Source organism: Nocardia sp. NPDC055002 (assembly GCF_053608825.1).
In genome coordinates, this window is the sequence record NZ_JBSGWE010000007.1 from 370,757 (window position 1) to 388,649 (window position 17,893).

11 protein-coding genes are annotated in these 17,893 nt (G+C 68.8%); 6 read left to right on the plus strand and 5 right to left on the minus strand.

Features of this window, described 5'->3' with window-relative positions; all coding sequences use genetic code 11:
* The first annotated feature begins 86 nt into the window (after positions 1-86).
* The 5 genes from ACWF99_RS27505 (at position 87) to ACWF99_RS27525 (ending at position 10,419) form a co-directional block, all read left to right on the plus strand.
* Positions 87-3,026, plus strand: coding sequence for a DUF5691 domain-containing protein (locus ACWF99_RS27505; RefSeq protein ID WP_452537748.1), 2,940 nt, complete (start codon positions 87-89; stop codon positions 3,024-3,026).
* Positions 3,023-4,123, plus strand: a complete 1,101-nt coding sequence (locus ACWF99_RS27510; RefSeq protein WP_378632496.1) for an ATP-binding protein — start codon at positions 3,023-3,025, stop codon at positions 4,121-4,123. The genes ACWF99_RS27505 and ACWF99_RS27510 overlap by 4 nt, the downstream gene beginning before the upstream one ends.
* Positions 4,124-4,172: 49 nt before the next feature.
* The gene (locus tag ACWF99_RS27515; protein WP_452537749.1) at positions 4,173-6,641 is read left to right on the plus strand and encodes a DUF5682 family protein; all 2,469 of its coding nucleotides are present in this window, start codon (positions 4,173-4,175) and stop codon (positions 6,639-6,641) included.
* Positions 6,642-6,822: 181 nt separating this feature from the next.
* Positions 6,823-7,986 (plus strand): VWA domain-containing protein, encoded by a 1,164-nt coding sequence (locus ACWF99_RS27520; protein ID WP_452537750.1) that lies wholly within the window; start codon positions 6,823-6,825, stop codon positions 7,984-7,986.
* A 93-nt stretch (positions 7,987-8,079) separates the two neighbouring features.
* On the plus strand, positions 8,080-10,419 hold the full coding sequence (locus ACWF99_RS27525; RefSeq protein WP_452537751.1) for an ADP-ribosylglycohydrolase family protein: 2,340 nt from the start codon (positions 8,080-8,082) through the stop codon (positions 10,417-10,419).
* A gap of 86 nt (positions 10,420-10,505) precedes the next feature.
* On the opposite strand, the gene ACWF99_RS27530 is transcribed toward ACWF99_RS27525, so the two are convergent.
* Positions 10,506-10,685: a hypothetical protein gene (locus tag ACWF99_RS27530; protein ID WP_378632489.1), complete on the minus strand. Its 180-nt coding sequence runs from the start codon at positions 10,683-10,685 to the stop codon at positions 10,506-10,508.
* A 345-nt stretch (positions 10,686-11,030) separates the two neighbouring features.
* On the opposite strand from ACWF99_RS27530, the gene ACWF99_RS27535 reads away from it, so the two are divergent.
* Complete coding sequence (locus ACWF99_RS27535; RefSeq protein ID WP_452537752.1) at positions 11,031-11,804, plus strand: helix-turn-helix domain-containing protein; 774 nt, start codon at positions 11,031-11,033, stop codon at positions 11,802-11,804.
* A gap of 263 nt (positions 11,805-12,067) precedes the next feature.
* Here ACWF99_RS27535 and ACWF99_RS27540 read toward each other — a convergent pair whose 3' ends face one another.
* The 4 genes from ACWF99_RS27540 to ACWF99_RS27555 all read right to left on the minus strand — a co-directional run bounded on the left by ACWF99_RS27540 (position 12,068) and on the right by ACWF99_RS27555 (position 17,736).
* Entirely contained in the window at positions 12,068-14,599 is a 2,532-nt protein-coding gene (locus tag ACWF99_RS27540; protein WP_378632485.1) for an ABC transporter permease, read from the minus strand.
* On the minus strand, positions 14,596-15,372 hold the full coding sequence (locus ACWF99_RS27545) for an ABC transporter ATP-binding protein (protein WP_378632484.1): 777 nt from the start codon (positions 15,370-15,372) through the stop codon (positions 14,596-14,598). Before ACWF99_RS27545 ends, ACWF99_RS27540 begins: the two co-directional genes overlap by 4 nt.
* 74 nt (positions 15,373-15,446) lie before the next feature.
* On the minus strand, positions 15,447-16,361 hold the full coding sequence (locus ACWF99_RS27550; RefSeq protein WP_378632482.1) for a beta/alpha barrel domain-containing protein: 915 nt from the start codon (positions 16,359-16,361) through the stop codon (positions 15,447-15,449).
* 163 nt (positions 16,362-16,524) lie between these two features.
* Complete coding sequence (locus ACWF99_RS27555) at positions 16,525-17,736, minus strand: CaiB/BaiF CoA transferase family protein (protein WP_378632480.1); 1,212 nt, start codon at positions 17,734-17,736, stop codon at positions 16,525-16,527.
* Between the last annotated feature and the right edge of the window lie 157 nt (positions 17,737-17,893).

The window sequence follows — 17,893 nt, forward strand, 5'->3', positions numbered from 1 at the left end:
GTGTTTTCCGAGCGCTATGCCGCCGGGCCCGCCAGTTGTCGGTGGGTTGCGGTAGATATTCGGCGAACACGAGAACGGGGGAACCGATGACCGAGCAACGCACGCCGTGGACCGAGGACCAGGTCCGCGCGCTCGCGCCCGATGCGAGCTCACTGGCTGCCGCACGCAAGCTGGCCGGTCGCTGGCGCGAGACCGGCACCGCGGGCAATGCGGTGTGGGGGCTGTGTCAGGGCAGTGGCGCCAAGCCGTACCAGGCGATCGTCGACCTGGACGGGCCCGCGTACAAGTGCTCGTGCCCCAGCCGCAAGTTCCCGTGTAAGCACACGCTGTCGCTGTTGCTCACGTGGTCGGGTGGCCGGACTCCCGTCCGGGAGGAGCCCGCCGACTTCGCGGCCGAGTGGCTGGCCGGGCGGGCCGCGAAAGCCGCCGCGCCGCCGAAGACCAAGGCCGCGAGTACGCCGTCGCAGGCCACCGTCGAGCAGCGGCGGGCGCGGGTATCCGCCGGGCTCACCGAACTGGAGGTCTGGCTCACCGACCAGATCCGGACCGGGCTCGCCCAGACCGACCGTTCGTACGCTGCCTACGAGGCGATCGCGGCACGGATGGTCGATGCCCAGGCGCCCCGCATCGCCGAGGCCCTGCGCAGGCTGCCCACCGCGGTCGTCACCACCGAACACTGGCCCGAACTGCTGTTGCGCGAGTACGCCCGCCTGCACCTGCTGGTGCTGGCCCATCGCAGACTCGACGCGCTCCCCGAGCCGCTGCGGGCGGGGATCCGCACCCATGTCGGCTACCCGACGTCGGCCGAGTCGGTGCTGAACGAGCCCGCAGTGCGGGATCGCTGGCTGGTGCTCGGCATGCGGACGAGCGAGGAGGAGCGGCTGCACACGCGCCGCACCTGGCTGCGCGGTCGCGGTAGCGGACGGTGGGCCCTGCTCATCGAACATTCCTTCGCCACCCCGAATTTCACCGGCGAGGTGCCCGCGCCCGGCAACGAAGTGGACGCCGAACTGCACTATTACCCCGGCGCGGCGTCCCTGCGCGCGCAGTGGGGCACCCGCCACGGCACACCCGAACCCTTCACCACCGTCCCCGCTGTCGGCGGCACCACGATCGACGACGCGCTCGACGCCTACGCGGGCGCGTTGAGTGCGGATCCGTGGCTGCGTTCCTGGCCCGCGCTGCTCACCGATGTCGTCCCGGTGCTCGACGAGAACGGCTGGCAACTCGTCGCATCCGACGGCACCGCGCTACCGCTGCCCGCGGGCGTGCGCCCGTGGCGGCTGATCGCGGTCGCGGGTGGTCATCCGGTGACGGTGTGCGGCGAGTGGCGAGCCGACGGCTTCGACCCGATCTCGGTGTTGTGCGCCGGCGAGGTGAGCGACCTGGAGACCGAGTTCCCCACCGAAACCACCCCGACCCCCGCGCTGGCCGAGCTCGTCTCGGTGGCGCTGCTCGGCACCGCCCGGCGCAGCGCCGACGGTGTGCACCTCGAGTCCGCGGTCGCCGCCGCCGTCCCACAGCACGCGGGCGAACCGGCCACCCGGCTGCTCCACACCGCCGCGCTGCAGGACCTGTACCTGCGCGGCGGGCAACTCCCCCGTACCGCGGCGAAACCCGAACCCGCCGTCGATGATCCGCGCCCGCTTCTCCCGCGCCCCGCCGCCGACCGCCTCAGCCGCCTCCTCGCGGACAAATCCCCGTTCCTGACCGAATGGTTCACTGCGGCAACACCATTCGATTTCCGCCTGCCCGATGTGCTGTGTGTCCAGGCGCTCTCGGCTGCCTCCGACACCACCCTGCGTGCGCCGCTGCTCCGACTGGCCGGCCGCCGCGGACGCTGGCTCGCCGCCCGCAACCCGGCCTGGGCGAAACTGGTCGACGAGTTCCCTGCCGACGCTGCCACATCGTCGGCGGACGAGGCGGCCGATGCCGATTCGGGCACGACTGCCGGCTCGGGCTCCGGTACGGAGCCGGGAGCGCACGCAGCGCACGATGTCTGGTTGTTCGGCACCTCCGGCGAGCGAAAGGACTGGTTCGCGCGTACTCGCCGGGCCGATCCCGCCGCGGCACTGGGCGTGTTGACCGCTGCGTGGCCGAAGGAGTCGGGGCCGGTGAAGGCGGAGCTGCTGGGACTGCTCGCCGACGGGCTGAGTTCGGCCGACGAAGCCCTGCTCGAGCGGGCCCTCGACGACCGGCGCGGTGATGTCCGGCGCACCGCCACGACGCTGCTGAACAAGCTTCCGGATGCCGCTTTCGGGCGGCGGATGGCAGCGCTCGTGGCGTCGTGGATCCGGGTCGAGGAAGACGGGACGGTAGACGTACGAGTACCCGCGGAGCTCGACGCGCAGGCCAGGCGCGACGGCATCACCGATGCGACCGATCAAGCGAAATTGCGCTGGGACACCCCTGATTCGACGATCACGACGCTGCACCAGGCGATCGCCGCGACTCCGCTCACCGCATGGTCGTCGATCGTGCGGGCCACCGGCGAGCACACTCCCACCACCGCGCTGACCCTGTCGCTGCCACCTCGCTACGCCAAGGCGATCGTGGACGGCTGGGTCGACGCCACGCTCGCCCAGCACGACACCGCGTGGGCCCGGGCGCTGTTCGCCCACGCGACCCCGACCGAGCAGGCCGTGCTGCGGCGTCGGGAACTGTTCACGCTGCTCGATGCCGCCGACCGGGTCGAGCACGTGCTCGACCTCGACGCCCACCAGCTCAACGAACTACACGCGATCCTGCCCGGCCTCGATCACCCGTGGCCGGAACCCGTCGCCGACCACGTGCTGCGTCTGCTCGGCGAGCGCGCCCGCACCACCGCACGGCAGCCGCACGCCAGTGCGGGCGTGTACACCGACCGGGCGCTGCTCACGGCCGCGAGCGTGCACCTGCCTGCCGAACTCGCGACGCGCGTCAGCGCGCTCGCCGACACCACCGACGATCCCGCCTGGCAACAGGCATTCCACCGACTCGCCCACGATCTCACCGATCGTGCCACCATGCTCGAGGAGCTGCGTTGACCACCATCGAACCCTCCACCACCCTGCTGCGTCCCCACGCCGAACAGGCCTTCGCCGACGAGCTGGCCGCCCTGGACCGCGTCGACGATCGCGTGCGCCCGCCGTCCTGGAAACTGTCGCCGTGGGCCGTGGTCACTTACATTCTCGGCGGCACCCTCGACGACGGCACCGTGATCACGCCCAAATATGTCGGCCCGCGCCGGCTGATGGAGGTCGCGGTCGCCACCCTCGCCACCGACCGCGCCCTGCTGCTCCTCGGCGTGCCCGGCACCGCGAAAACGTGGGTTTCCGAACATCTTTCGGCCGCCATCAGCGGCGAGTCGACCCTGCTCGTGCAGGGCACCTCCGGCACCGCCGAGGAAGCGATCCGCTACGGCTGGAACTACGCCCGGCTGCTCGCCGAGGGGCCCAGCGACGCCGCTCTGGTCGCGTCACCGGTGATGACCGCCATGCGCACCGGCGCCATCGCACGCATCGAGGAGCTCACCCGCATCCCCTCCGATGTGCAGGACGCGCTGATCACCATCCTGTCCGAGAAGACCCTGCCGGTGCCCGAACTCGGCGGGGAAGTACAGGCGGCCAAGGGTTTCAACGTCATCGCCACCGCCAACGATCGCGACCGCGGCGTCAACGATCTCTCCTCTGCCCTGCGGCGCCGCTTCAACACCGTGGTGCTGCCGCTGCCCGCCGACGAGGATTCCGAGGTCGCCATCGTGAGCCGTCGCGTCGAACAGCTCGGCGCCGCACTGGAATTGCCCACCGTTCCCGCCGCCGCCGAGGAAGTCCGCCGCGTCGTACGGGTCTTCCGCGAACTGCGCTCCGGCATCACCGCCGACGGCCGCACCAAGCTCAAATCCCCCTCGGGCACCCTGTCCACCGCCGAGGCGATCTCGGTGATCACCAACGGCCTCGCGCTGTCCGCCCATTTCGGCGACGGCGTGCTGCGCGCCTCCGACATCGCGGGCGCCGTTCTCGGCTCGGTGATCAAGGACCCGGTGGCCGACACCGTGATCTGGACCGAATACCTCGAGGCTGTGGTCCGGGAACGCCCGGATTGGGCCGACTTCTACCGGGCCTGCCGCGAGATCGCCGGCTGAGAACCGCCCGAAGGGGAGGACGGAACACACACCACACATGGGGTTTTCGATGAGTCAACGCAACAAGGCGACCCACCCGGCCACCGGTGACGCCACACCGGGCGATCCGGCGAGCGATCCGCTGGTCGACGCGGCGGCGGTGACGCGGGTGTTCGGCATCCGTCACCACGGACCCGGATCGGCGCGCTCGCTGCGCCACGCCCTCGAGGAGTTCCGGCCCGACGCCATTCTCATCGAAGGCCCCGCCGACGCGGATCCGCTGGTCGGGTTCGTCGCCGCCGACACGATGACCCCACCGGTCGCGTTGCTCGCCTACGTCCCGGATTCGCCTGCTCACGCGGCATTCTGGCCGTTCGCCGTGTTCTCTCCTGAGTGGCAGGCCATGCGCTACGGCGTCGAGCACGCCGTCCCGGTCCGCTTCTGCGACCTCCCCGCCACCAACGTCCTCGCCGCCGACGACGACGCCCGTGGCGGCGGCTCCGACCCGCTGGCCGCCCTGGCCTCGGCCGCGGGCTACGACGACGCCGAACGCTGGTGGGACGCGGTCGTCGAATCCGTTCCCGACAGTGCGGCTTTCGACGCCATCACCGAGGCGATGACCGCCCTGCGCGAGGATGCCCTGCGCGCCGCGACTGGGATCACGCCACCCACTGCGGATGCTGCACCACCGCTCAGCGCGTCGGCGCCGACCGACACCGAAGTCCCCGACCCGGTGACAACTTCACCACTCGACGCTCCTGAGCTGCTGGAGAAGCCTTCGGCAGCGAACGGATTCGAGTCCCCGGCAGCCGCGGATCGACATGACCCCGCGACGGCGCCACTGATCGTCGACCAGCACACTCTGGTCCGCGAGGCGCATATGCGGCAGGTGATGCGGCAGGTCCTCAAGGGCGGTGCGAAGCGGTTGGCGGTGGTGTGTGGTGCCTGGCACGCGCCCGCGTTGGTCGAACCGCTCGGTCCCGCCGCACCGGATATACGACTGCTCAAGGGGTTGCCGAAGACGAAGGCCGCGTTGACCTGGGTGCCGTGGACGCATTCGCGGTTGGCGGCCGGGTCCGGCTACGGGGCAGGCGTCACCTCGCCCGGCTGGTATCACCACCTGTTCACCGAGACCGAGCGGCCGGTGGCGCGCTGGCTGACCAAGGTCGCCGGGGTGTTGCGCTCGCACGATCTGCCGGTGTCGAGTGCGCACATCATCGAGGCGGTGCGGCTGGCGGACACCCTCGCCGCGTTGCGCGGCAGGCCGCTGCCGGGATTGTCCGAGGTCACCGAGGCTGTGCGGTCGGTGATGTGCGGTGGCGACGAGACCATGCTGCGACTGGTGGTCGACGAACTCGTCGTCGGCGAGACGCTCGGCGGTGTCCCGGAGGACACTCCGACGGTTCCCTTGGCCGCCGATCTGCGGGCGCGCTGTAAAACCCTGCGGCTCAAGCAGGAAGCGCTCGCCCGAAATGTCGACCTCGACCTGCGCAAGGAACGCGACGTCGAGCGTTCACACCTGCTGCACCGCCTGCGCCTGCTCGGGATCGGCTGGGGCACCCCGACCACCGGCGAAGTCCGCAGCACCGGCACCTTCCGTGAGACGTGGACGCTGCGCTGGGAACCGGAATTCGAAGTCCGCATCGTCGAAGCGGCGGTATGGGGAACAACCCTGCGCACCGCCGCCGAGACGAAGATCCTCGACACCGCGAGCCGCGACGACGTCACCGTCACCGCCCTCGCCGACGCACTGGAAATGGCCCTGCTCGCCGACCTCGGCGGCGCCACCGAAGGGTTGATCACCAGGCTCGAAGCCGCCGCCGCCCTCGACCACGATGTCACCCACCTGCTCGGCGCCCTCCCCGGCCTGACCCGCACCCTGCGCTACGGCGATGTCCGAGGCACCGACACCAAGGCCCTGGCCCACGTCGCCGACGGGCTGCTGGTGCGGATCTGCGCGGGCCTGCCCGGTGCCGTCACCGGCCTCGACACCGATGCCGCCCAGGCCCTGCGCGCCCAGATCGACGCCGCGCACACCGCCATCAGCACCCGCGACGACGAGCACGCCACCACCGAATGGCTGACCACCCTGCAACGCATCGCCGACCGCGACGACGTGCACGGCGCGATCGGCGGCCGCGCGGTGCGCCTGCTGTGCGACGCCGAACGCATCGACGACGCCGACTCCGCCCGCCGACTGGCCGCCGCCCTGTCCGTCGGCAACACCCCCGCCGCCAAGGCCGCCTGGATCGACGGCTTCCTCGGCGGCCGCGGACTGCTCCTGGTCCACGACCGAGAGCTGTTGCGCCGCATCGACGAATGGCTCCGCGACCTCAACGAAGACCAGTTCGTCGCCACCCTTCCCCCGCTGCGCCGCACCTTCGGGTCCTTCGAATCCGGCGAACGCCGAGCCATCAGCCAGGCCCTGCGAGACACCGGATCGGCACCGACCACCTCCGACGGCCGCACCGCGGTCGATCCGATCCGCGGGCAGCTGGCGCTGCGCGCAGCGACCGCGATCCTGGGGGCCGCTGGGTGACCCACCTCCGCAGACGTCTGACGCCGAAGCAGCGGCCGGGCCGGGCCCGACATCGGATCCACCGGTCGCCGCGCGAGGATCGCGCACCGCGAATCGCGTGCGGCGCGATCGTCACGGTGGCCTCGCCCGACACCCACGCGACACCGCGTCCCGCTCTCCCGCTCGACCACCAGGAGCACCGATGACCGAACCCGACGAAACCCATGCGCGCCGTTGGCGTCTCGTACTCGGTGGTGCCGCCGAAGAACAACTCGGCGGGTTGAGCTCAGGTGCCGATCAGGCGATGGACCAGGCACTGTCGGCCCTCTACAACACCGGTGAAGCCGCCGGGTCGACGAAAAGGTCCGGTGGGCTGGGCGGTTCAGCGCCCCGAGTCGCGCGCTGGCTCGGCGATATCCGCACCTACTTTCCCGCCACCGTGGTCGAGGTGATGCAGCGCGACGCCGTGGACCGGCTCAACCTCACTCAGCTGCTGCTGGAGCCCGAGCTGCTGGAATCGGTCGAGCCCGATGTGCACCTGGTCGGCACACTGCTCGGTCTCAACCGGGTGATGCCCGAAACCACCAAGGCCACCGCGCGCATGGTGGTCGAGAAGGTGGTGCGCGAGATCGAGCAGCGTATCGCCGCCAAGACCGTGGCCGCGGTCTCGGGCGCCATCAACCGTGCCGCCCGCACCCATCGCCCGAAACTGCGCGATATCGATTTCAACCGGACCATCCGCAAGAATCTCGCCAACTACCTGCCCGAACACCGCACCATCGTGCCCGAGCGGCTCGTCGGCTACGGCCGCAACTCGCAGTCGATCCAGCGCGATGTGGTGCTGGCCATCGACCAATCCGGCTCGATGGCGGCCAGCGTCGTCTACGCCTCGGTGTTCGGCGCCGTCCTCGCGTCCATGCGGTCGCTGAAGACCTCACTGGTCGTGTTCGACACCGAGATCGTCGACCTCACCGACCAGCTCAGCGACCCGGTCGACGTCCTGTTCGGCACCCAGCTCGGCGGTGGCACCGACATCAATCGCGCCATCGCCTACTCGCAGACGCTGATCACCCGGCCCACCGACAGCCTCTTCGTGCTCATCTCCGACCTCTACGAAGGCGGCGTCCGCGACGAGATGTTGCGGCGCTGCCATGCGATGAAAGAGACGGGCGTCCAGGTGGTGGTGCTGCTCGCGCTCTCCGACGAGGGCGCGCCCGCCTACGACCACGACAACGCCGCGGCACTGGCAGCGCTCGGCATTCCCGCCTTCGCCTGCACCCCCGACAAGTTCCCGGACCTGCTCGCCATCGCGCTGGACCGCGGCGACATCACGCGCTGGGCCGACACCAACGCCCCGGCGGTGTGATCGCGCCCCGGGGAACGTGGCGGGACTCGGCAGCGTTGCGAGCCAGCGCCAACTAGGCTGCGAACGATCGGGTTCGTTGGACGGGGTGAGGCGATGTTGCGGCGCGGGGCGGTGTTCGCCGGTTTCGTCATCGAGCGCGAGCTGGGACGTGGCGGGATGGGCGCGGTGTACGCGGCCAGAGACCGCAGGCTGCCGCGGCTGACCGCGTTGAAGTTGATGCACCGTGACCTGTTCGCCGACTTCGAGATCCGCGCCAGATTCGAACGCGAAGCCGACCTGGTGGCCCAGCTCGACCACCCGAACATCATCACCGTCTACGACCGCGGCGTCGACGAGGAACGTCTCTGGATAGCCATGCAGTTCGTGGACGGTGTCGACGCCTCGGCGGTGCCGGTGCAGCAGTTCGGGAGCGAGCGGATCGCCCAGATCGTCACCCAGACCGCGAGTGCGCTCGACTACGCCCACCGCCAGGGCGTTCTGCACCGCGACGTGAAGCCCGCCAACATCCTGTTGTCGCATACCGCGGGTGTCGGCGCCGGCTTCGACGAACGAGTCGTGTTGACCGACTTCGGCATCGCGAAACTCCTCGACGACACCGGCGGCCTCACCCGCACCGGCCAGTTCACCGCCACCATCGCCTACGCCTCGCCCGAACAACTCAGCAGCGCTCCCCTCGACGGCCGTGGTGATCAATACTCCCTGGCCTGCACGGTTTTCCGGCTTCTCACCGGCACCGGGCCCTTCGACGCCCCCAACCCGGCCACCGTCATGCTCGGCCACCTCAACGCCCCACCTCCCGCGGCCAGCACCCGCCGCGCCACCCTCCCCACCGCGGTCGACACCGTCCTGTCGAAGGCCATGGCCAAAGACCCCACCCACCGATTCCCCACCTGCACCGCGTTCGCCACCGCGCTCACCGAGGCATTGCGCCACCCCGCCCGATCCGCCGCCACCCACGCCCCGATCCGCATCGAGAGCCCCCCGCGCGCCTCCGTCTACCCCGCGGGCACCGTATCGGCGGCCGAGTCGCGCCCGACCGCGACGTCATCGCCCGCGTTCCCACCGAACTCCGTCGCCGAGGCCGCGCCCCACGACGGGTCGAGTCGGCGCAGCGCTGCCCGGCGCCACGACCCGACAGCTGTTCGCCACACCGCAGCCGAGCCGGAAACCCGGTCGCCCGGTGCGCCGGGTGACCCAGCGGCGCCCGCCCGGACGGGCACCGTCTCGCGGGACCAGTGGCGTTCGGCGGTTCGCAACGGGGAGCCGGGGAATGCCGCGCGTAAAGCAGTGGGTGCGGCGATGTGGGCGCAGCGTGTGCACGGTTGCCTGCTCGGCGGCGCGATCGGCGATGCGCTCGGCGCTCCGGTGGAAACGCGTTCACTGCAACAGATCCGAGCCGAATACGGCTCGGCCGGGGTCACCGACATCGACCCGCTGCGCATCTCCGAGGAAACCCAGCTGACCGCGTTCACGGTCGAAGCGCTGATCAGAGGCTCGGTGCGGGCCAGGGCCAAGGGCATCGGCGGGGCGACGATGGGCCTGCTCCAGCAGGGCTTGCTCGTGTGGTTGCGCGGACAGATCGCGGAGATACCCGACCAACCGTTCGCGCTGCACAGCTCACTCACCGGCTACCCCGAGCTCATCGAGCAACGCGGCGTGGCCAATTCGGTCTACACCGCGCTACGCCAGGTGGCGGCGCGGCGCGCGCCGACCGACCCGCTCGGTACCCGCGACCAGCCCATCAACCACTCCAAGGGCAGTGGAGCCGTGATGCGCGCGGCCCCGTGCGGATTCGGTTACGCCGCAGATCGTTCCGGCGACGCGACCGATGCCATCTTCGAATTGGGTTGTGACGCCGCCGCACTCACCCACGGCCACCCCAGCGGCTGGCTCCCCGCGGGCACGCTGTCGGCGCTGATCTATCAGCTCGCGCGCGGCGCCGACCTCGCCACCGCGCTGTCCCACGCGCGGGTCGAGCTGGCGAGCTACCCCGAACACGAGGAGACCTCGGCCGCCCTCAATGCCGCCCACCGGCTGGCCGCCCGGATCGAACGCGAACGGCGCTATCCCACACCGGAAGACGTCGAGACCCTCGGCCAGGGCTGGATCGGTCCCGAAGCGCTGTCGATCGCCGTCTTCGCCACCCTCGCGGCAGAAGGGCTCGGCGGCGCACCCCACGACATCGTTCGCACCGGACTGCTGCTGTCGGTCAACCACTCCGGCGACAGCGATGCCACCGGCTCGATCGCGGGCAGTCTCCTCGGCGCCCGCTACGGCTTCAACGCACTACCCCGCCGCTGGTTCGAGACAGTCGACGCGCGCCACGTCCTCGAACGTCTCGCCGCCGACTACGCCACCGAATTCGGCCTCACCCCGCCGACCGACAACCACGGTCAGCCGACCGGCGACTGGTACAACCGCTACCCGGCATAAATGCCGCCGGCACGCACCAGAAATCGGGATCGCAGCGCCGGCACGCTCGAACTGTCATCCGAGCGAATGGTTCGAACGGTGCACCACTACACAGGCACCAACCGGTCCGAAATATCTGCAGCGATCCAGTACGTCGCACCAAAACTCGCGAACCCACCAAAAATCGCTACGCCCCATGTCGCGCCGGAGATTCGCGAAATCACCCCGGCGACCAGAGCGCCCACCACGGCGATTAGCACAACGATCAGCGTCACGAGCACCTTCACAGCGGGCCAACTTTCCATTTCTCAAATCCATCGCTAATTCTGACCAAGGGCTCCTAGGTCAGTGAGCCCCGGATATATAACCACACCTGTTAGGTGACATCAATCCCCGACTCGACGTCTTGCACTCACGTAGCAGGACGATCGAAAACCTTTGACAGTTTCTATATTTCGTACAGTTCGTACAGTTGGATGCAAGCGTCAACCCGATGTCACCCAAGTTTTGAGTGAAGGTGACATTGGGGTGACATAAGACTGACACCAGCAACCATTGTCCAAAGTCACGTGTGTGGGATCAACCCATACAAATAGGTGACATAGAGTTGACGTAGCTCGTACACTGCGACCGTGGCCAAGAAACCTCTCGCAGCACCTCGCGCACCCGCGGGGCCGCAACGCGACTTCTTCCTTGCATTACAGGGTCTCGTGATGAGGGCTGGCGACCCCTCGGTCGGCACCATTGCCGAAATGGTCGGCAGATCACGTCAAGTTGTGCACCGAGCACTTATTGGCCCGGCTCTGCCGAGCAGAGACCTCGTTGAACGACTGGTAGGCGCTCTCGCCGGCGCATCCATGGAAGAGCCCGACGGCCTCATGCACCGGTTCAGGAGACTCCAATTCGCAGCCCTCGCAGATAGTCGAGGTTCATACAGTCCGGTCGCTGACGCTCAAACTGAGCACGTCACCGATCGGGCAATGCCCGCCCAAAGGCCGAGAACCCCCGAATTCGGCAACTCCAATACAAACCTGACCACGCAGACTATCCCGGATGTCCCGACGGTCGAACCTGACTCGGACCGTACGCACACCGCCGATGTTCCAACAAAAGAACGTAGGTCGGGGCGCAGAATTAGCCCGAAAGTGCGTGGGGCACACACTCCCGCACGGGCAGCACTTGCCAATGAGCTTGTTCGGCTGTCCCTGGCATCGGGCAAGTCGATGGCCGTAATCGCACGGGAGTCCGGTACCAGTCAGTCTTCTGTGGACAAATGGATGCACGGCGAGCGAACTCCAGACATGACGAGCATAGTGAAGCTCTCAATGGCGTTTGGGCTGAACGAAACTCAGACCAATTACCTGTTGGATTTGCACCGGGTCATCAAACTCGAGACCTCCAAGTAGACCAGCGGGAGGCTACCCGTCCGTGAATTCATCAGCGACGCTGTCTATTTCTCTGAAGCTGGTTCGAGACAGTCGACGCGCGCCACGTCCTCGAACGTCTCGCCGCCGACTACGCCACCGAATTCGGCCTCACCCCGCCGGTCGGCAACTCCGGCCGACCGACCGAGGACTGGTACAACCGCTACCCCGCGTGATCGCCGTCCCCCCGACACAGGCCGGCCCCCGGCGTAGAAGTCCACCGGGGGCCGACGTGCCGGTTCCGCCTACAGATCGGCGATAGCCGCCAACGGCGGTGTCCGCGCGGCCCGCACACCCGGCCACACCGCGGCCAGCACACCCACCACGCCGGACGCGATCAGCACGATCACCAGCTGCGACCACGGAATGGTGATCTGGTCGATGCCCATATCGCGCAGGGTGCGCAGGAATCCGACCCCGAGCGCGATGCCGAGCACCAGACCGACGATCGCGCCGAAGATGGCGATCAGCATGGACTCCAGGTAGATCGTGCGACGCACCTGCGCACGCTGGGTGCCGACCGCGCGCAGCATGCCGATCTCGCGCCTGCGCTCCACCACCGACAGTGCCAGGGTGTTGATGATGCCGAGCACCGCGATCACCACCGCCAGGGCGAGCAGCCCGTAGAGGATGGCGAGCAAGGTATTGATCTGCTGACCCTGCGCGCCCTTGAACTGTTCGTGGTCCTGGACCTGCACCACCACGAACGGTTCGGTGGCCTTCTCCAGATTCGTCCGCATCGCGGTGAGATCGGCCCCCGGCGCGGCCTTGACCAGCACGAAGACATTGGTGCGCAGACTCTGTGGCATCAGCTGCTCGTAGATGCCGGGATCGACCACCATGGGCCCGAGCAGCGGCGAGTCGGCGTAGATGCCGCCGATCGTGAGCTCGATCTGCTTCTTGTCGAGACTGGTGATGGTGACCTTGTCGCCGAGCTTCCACCCACGCTCGGTCGCCTCGGTCTCGTCGATGAGCGCGCCACCGGCCGGGATCGTGGTGGTGCCGCTGATCACGTCGATGTCCATCACCGGGTCGATCGGACCGTCCGGTGAGGTGGCGCCGATCTGCTCGTCGCCGACCTTGAACGCGACGACCCGGATCCCGGTGACATCGCTGACGCCGGGAACCTCGGTGCGCACCGCGTCGACCGCACCGATCGGCGCGCCGATCATCTGCGGACCGGCGAGCACGTACTCGGCCTTCACACCCTTGTCGATGAGCACACCGACACTCGTCTTCGCCGAAGCACCGAGAATGCCGATCGCCGAGACCAGCATCAGGCCGAGCGTGAGCGCGAACGCGGTGGCGGCGGTACGCCGCGGGTTACGCGTGGCGTTGTTGCGCGCCATCTGCCCGATCGCACCGAACGGCCTGGTGAGCACCCCGAGCACGAGCACCATCGGCCGCGACAACGCGGGCGCCGCCAGCAGCACCGCCAGAATCAGCCCGAGCGCGCCGACACCGACGGTCACCGCCGAGCCCTTGCCGGTGCCCTGCGCACCCACGTACACGAGCACGCCACCGGCGACGGCCATCACCGCGCCGATGATCGTGCGCAGCCGCAAAGAATCACCCGCGCTGGCGAATTCGGACCGCATCGCCTCCACCGGTGGCACCTTCGCGGCCCGCCGAGCGGGAGCATAGGCGCTGGCCACGGTGACGATCAGGCCGACGAGCAGCGCGACGATCGCGGTACGCGGCAACACGGTCAACGACCCCGTCGGCAGTCCGAGATCGAACGCGTTGAGCAACGCCGACAACCCGTACGCCAGCCCGATCCCCGCTGCCAGCCCGAGCGCGCTACCGATCAGCCCGATCACGATCGCCTCGGAGACGACCGACCGCCCGACCTGCTGACGACTCGCTCCGATCGCGCGCAGCAGCGCGAGTTCGCGCAGACGCTGGGCCACGATCATCGAGAAGGTGTTGTAGATGATGAACGTGCCGACGATCAGCGCGATCGCGCCGAAGGCGAGCAGGAAGTAGTTGATGAAGGTGAGCGCCTCGGAGATCTCCTTCTTCATGTCCTCGCGGACCTCGTCGGAGTTCTGCACCTTGTAGTTGGGCAGGCCGGCGGCGAGCTGATCGCGCAGGTCATCGGCCGAAACACCGGGCGCCGCTGCGATATCGGCGTAAGCCACGTGCGACCCGTCGGTGAACAGCTTGCGGCCCTGCGGCTCGGTGAACATCACCGCTACCACACCGCCGCCCTCGGCGCCCGGCATCTCGTAGATACCCGACAGCGTCACCTCGAACGGGTCACCCTTGGACGGAATCAGCACCTTGGTCTTGTCGCCGACCTTCAGCCCGGCCTTCTCGGCGCCACCGGCGTTGAGCGCGATCTCGTTCGGCTGGGTGGGCGCGGCGCCCGACAGGAACTTTTCCGGCTCCTCGACGGACTTGTCGGGCGGCAGGTAGGACAGACCGAAACTCGGTGCGCCACCGGTCTGCACGGCCTTCTTGCCGTCGGGCTCGAGCAGCACGACCGGGCCGTTCACCGCGGGCGCGACCCTGGCTACGCCGGGGGTCTTGGCCAGCGCGTCGACGATGTTCGTCGGTACGCCGAGTGATTGGCGGTCCGCGGGGCCCACGCGCACGTCGACGCCCTGGGCCTGGCCTTCGAAAATCCCGTCGAAGGTGCGCTGCAGGGTGTCGGTGAAGACGAACGATCCGGAGATGAAGGCGGTACCGAGCACCACCGACAGCAGAGTCAATGCCAAACGCACCTTGTGCGCGGCGAGGTTACGCAAGGCGACCTTGCGCATGGGATTGCTCATCGGGTTTCCAGCGCCTTCATCCGGTCGAGGATCGAATCCTGGGTCGGGTCACGCAGCTCGTCGACGATGCGACCGTCGGCGAGGAACACGACGCGGTCGGCGTAGGCGGCCGCGCGCGGGTCGTGGGTGACGATCACCACGGTCTGGCCGAACTCGTCGACCGAGGCGCGCAGGATCGAGAGCACCTCACCCGAGGAATGTGAGTCCAGGTTGCCGGTCGGCTCGTCACCGAAGATGATCTCCGGCTTGCCCACCAGCGCACGCGCACACGCCACCCGCTGCTGCTGACCGCCGGACAGCTCGGACGGCCGGTGCTCGAGGCGGTCGCCGAGACCGAGGCGCTTGACCACGGTGTCGAGCCATTCCTGGTCGGCCTTGCGACCCGCGATATCGAGCGGGAGGGTGATGTTCTCCAGCGCGGTGAGCGTCGGGACCAGGTTGAACGCCTGGAAGACGAAGCCGATCCGGTCGCGCCGCAGCGCCGTCATCTGTTTGTCGGACAGGCCGGTGAGCGCGGTGTCGCCGATGCGGACCTGACCTGTGCTGGCGCTGTCGAGCCCGGCCAAGCAGTGCATCAACGTCGACTTGCCCGAACCCGATGGGCCCATGATCGCGGTGAATTCGCCCTTCGCGAAGTCAGCCGACACCCCGTCCAGGGCCTTGACCTGTGTATCTCCCGATCCGTACAGCTTGACCAGGTCGAGCGCGGCGGCCGCGATATCGGTAGCGGCCGCCGCATCGGCGGCCTCGGTGCCCAAGGCGTGCGAAGTCATGCTGTCCAGTCTGGCTGCCCACCGTGAACCGCGCCATCCGGGATCCCCCCGATACCGCAGGTCTTACCGACCTCTCAGCGAACGACCCACTCGAAGGCGTCGGCCTCTGAACGCGCGCCTTCCAGGGCGCGGGAACGGTTGGGCTCGCCGAGCTCGGCGAGGAGTTCTTCGGTGAGCCCGACGAGGTCGGCCAGCGAGGCCGGGGTGAACCAGTCCGGCCTGGTCGCGAAGAGGATGTCCTCGGACGCGGTGTTGCCACTGGCACCGGGAGCGAAGGGGCAGCCGCCGAGACCGCCCAGCGCGCCGTCGACCATGGTCGCGCCCGCGGCGACGGCCGCGAGCGTGTTGGCCACGCCCATGCCCCAGGTGTCGTGACCGTGGAAGACGATGCGGCGCGGCGGGGTGGTGTCGCGGACGGCGGTGACCAAGGCGCTCACCTGACCCGGGTGGGCCTGGCCGAGGGTGTCGGCGAGGACGATGTCGGCGGCACCGTCGGTGCGCGGATCGTTCGCGATGGCGAGCACCCGGCCGGGATCGACGGGACCGTCGAACGGGCAGGTGAACGTGGTGGCCAGGCACAGCTGGATCTCGCCGCCCGCCTCGTGGGCGAGGCGGATCGCCGCGGGCATCGCCGCCACCGAGGTCTCGGTATCGCGGCCGATATTGGCCCTGTTGTGCGCGTCGGACACCGAGAAGCAGTACTGAAAATTGCGAGCGCCCGCCGCGGCGGCCTTCTCGACATGGCGCGGGGTGGCCACCCACACCCAGCATTTCGCCAGTTCGTCCGGGGTGAGCGCCGCGATCAACTCGAGCGAGTTGGCCATCGGCGCGACCAGATCCGGCCGCGCCATCGAACCGATCTCCAGCGCGGGCACTCCCGCCGCGAGCAGTCTGCGCACCACGTCGATCTTCTGCTCGACCGGCAGCACCTTGCCGGTGAGCTGCAAACCGTCGCGCAGCGTCACATCACGCAACAGCGGTGCGGTCACCGTCGCTGCTCCGGTTCCCGCGCGGGCACACACATCACACCACCGCACGGTTTGTCGCCCACGCTGGCCGGGGTGGGGTGGACCGTCGGACGCACATGACCCGGGCCTCGCGGCTCCCACTTGTTGCGCACCGGCGGGCGGCGCCTGCCGTGTACTCGCCTCGTCACAGTGCCTCCAGCGCGTCGATCTGATCTTCACTCATCCCGAGCAGCCCGCCGAGCACCTCTCTGGTGTGCTCGCCGAGATCGGGGCCGACATTGCGGATCGGCAGCGATGCGTCCCCGATCACCGGGACGATGCCACCGAAACCCACCTGCTTGGGTTCGGCCTCGCCCACGTCGACGGGGAACATCTGGATCATATTGCGTGCGCGGTACTGCTCGTCGGCCACGATGTCGGCGGCGGTGTAGATGGGGCCGCACGGGATGGCCGCGTCATCGAGCAGTTTCAGCGCCTCCGCGCGCGTGTGTTTGCTCGACCATTCCGCGATCGAGGCGTCGAGGCGTTCGCGGTTGCGCCAGCGGCCGTTGTTGTCGGCGAGTTCCGGATCGACGGCGAGGTCGGGGCGCCCGATGACCTGCATGTACCGCTGGAAGATGGCGTCGCCGTTGCCACCGATGATGATGGAGTAACCATCGCTGGTCGGATAGGCGTTCGACGGCGCGATGCCTTCCATCCGGCCGCCGACCCGCTCCCGGTTGATGCCGTAGGCGAGATGGTCGGGGATCAACGATTCCATCACCGACAGGATCGACTCGTTGAGCGCGACATCGATGATCCGCTCCACCTGCGGCACCGGACCCGTGACCCGTTCGCGCTGGAACAGTGCCATCACGGTCCCGAACGCCGCGTAGATGCCCGCGATCGAATCACCGATCGACACCCCGGTGCGCACCGGCGGCCGATCGGGATCCCCCACCAGCTCACGCAGCCCACCGACCGCCTCCGCGACCGCGGCGAAGCCCGGCCGCGCGGCCATCGGCCCGGTCTGGCCGTAGGCCGAGATCCGCGTGATCACCAGCTTCGGGTTCGCCTCCTCGAGCGCCTCGGGCCCCAGGCCCCACTTCTCGAGCATTCCGGGCCGGAAGTTCTCCAGCAGCACATCGCACTGCTTCACCAGATCGAGCACGATCGCGCGCCCCGCCTCGGTCCGCAGATCCAGCACGATCGACTTCTTGTTGCGGTTGACGGTGCGATACAGCATCGAGGTATCGCCACCGTACAACCGCCAGTTGCGCAATTCGTCGCCCGTGCCGGGGCGTTCCACCTTGATCACCTCGGCGCCGAAATCGCCCAGAATACGTCCGGCAGTAGGAGCGGCAACATAGTTACCGAGTTCCAGGACGCGAACACCGTCCAACGGCCGAATACTCATGCGCCCAGTATGGCGGCCCAACCCCGCGCGACACGCGACCCCCTCACAACCCCGCCACACGGACAACCCCGAGACCGCCATGACCGCACTCCCAACCCCCACCCGCGACCCCTAGGGAGCGGCGGCCACGAAGTGGCCGGTCCGCGGCCGGGTCGCC

Excerpts from the sequence above, each read along its gene's own strand:
- ACWF99_RS27505 (WP_452537748.1), top strand. The coding sequence starts at position 87 with ATGACCGAGCAACGCACGCCGTGGACCGAGGACCAGGTCCGCGCGCTC.
- ACWF99_RS27515 (WP_452537749.1), top strand. The coding sequence starts at position 4,173 with ATGAGTCAACGCAACAAGGCGACCCACCCGGCCACCGGTGACGCCACA.
- ACWF99_RS27520 (WP_452537750.1), top strand. The coding sequence starts at position 6,823 with ATGACCGAACCCGACGAAACCCATGCGCGCCGTTGGCGTCTCGTACTC.
- ACWF99_RS27525 (WP_452537751.1), top strand. The coding sequence starts at position 8,080 with ATGTTGCGGCGCGGGGCGGTGTTCGCCGGTTTCGTCATCGAGCGCGAG.
- ACWF99_RS27540 (WP_378632485.1), bottom strand. The coding sequence starts at position 14,599 with ATGAGCAATCCCATGCGCAAGGTCGCCTTGCGTAACCTCGCCGCGCAC.
- ACWF99_RS27545 (WP_378632484.1), bottom strand. The coding sequence starts at position 15,372 with ATGACTTCGCACGCCTTGGGCACCGAGGCCGCCGATGCGGCGGCCGCT.
- ACWF99_RS27555 (WP_378632480.1), bottom strand. The coding sequence starts at position 17,736 with ATGAGTATTCGGCCGTTGGACGGTGTTCGCGTCCTGGAACTCGGTAAC.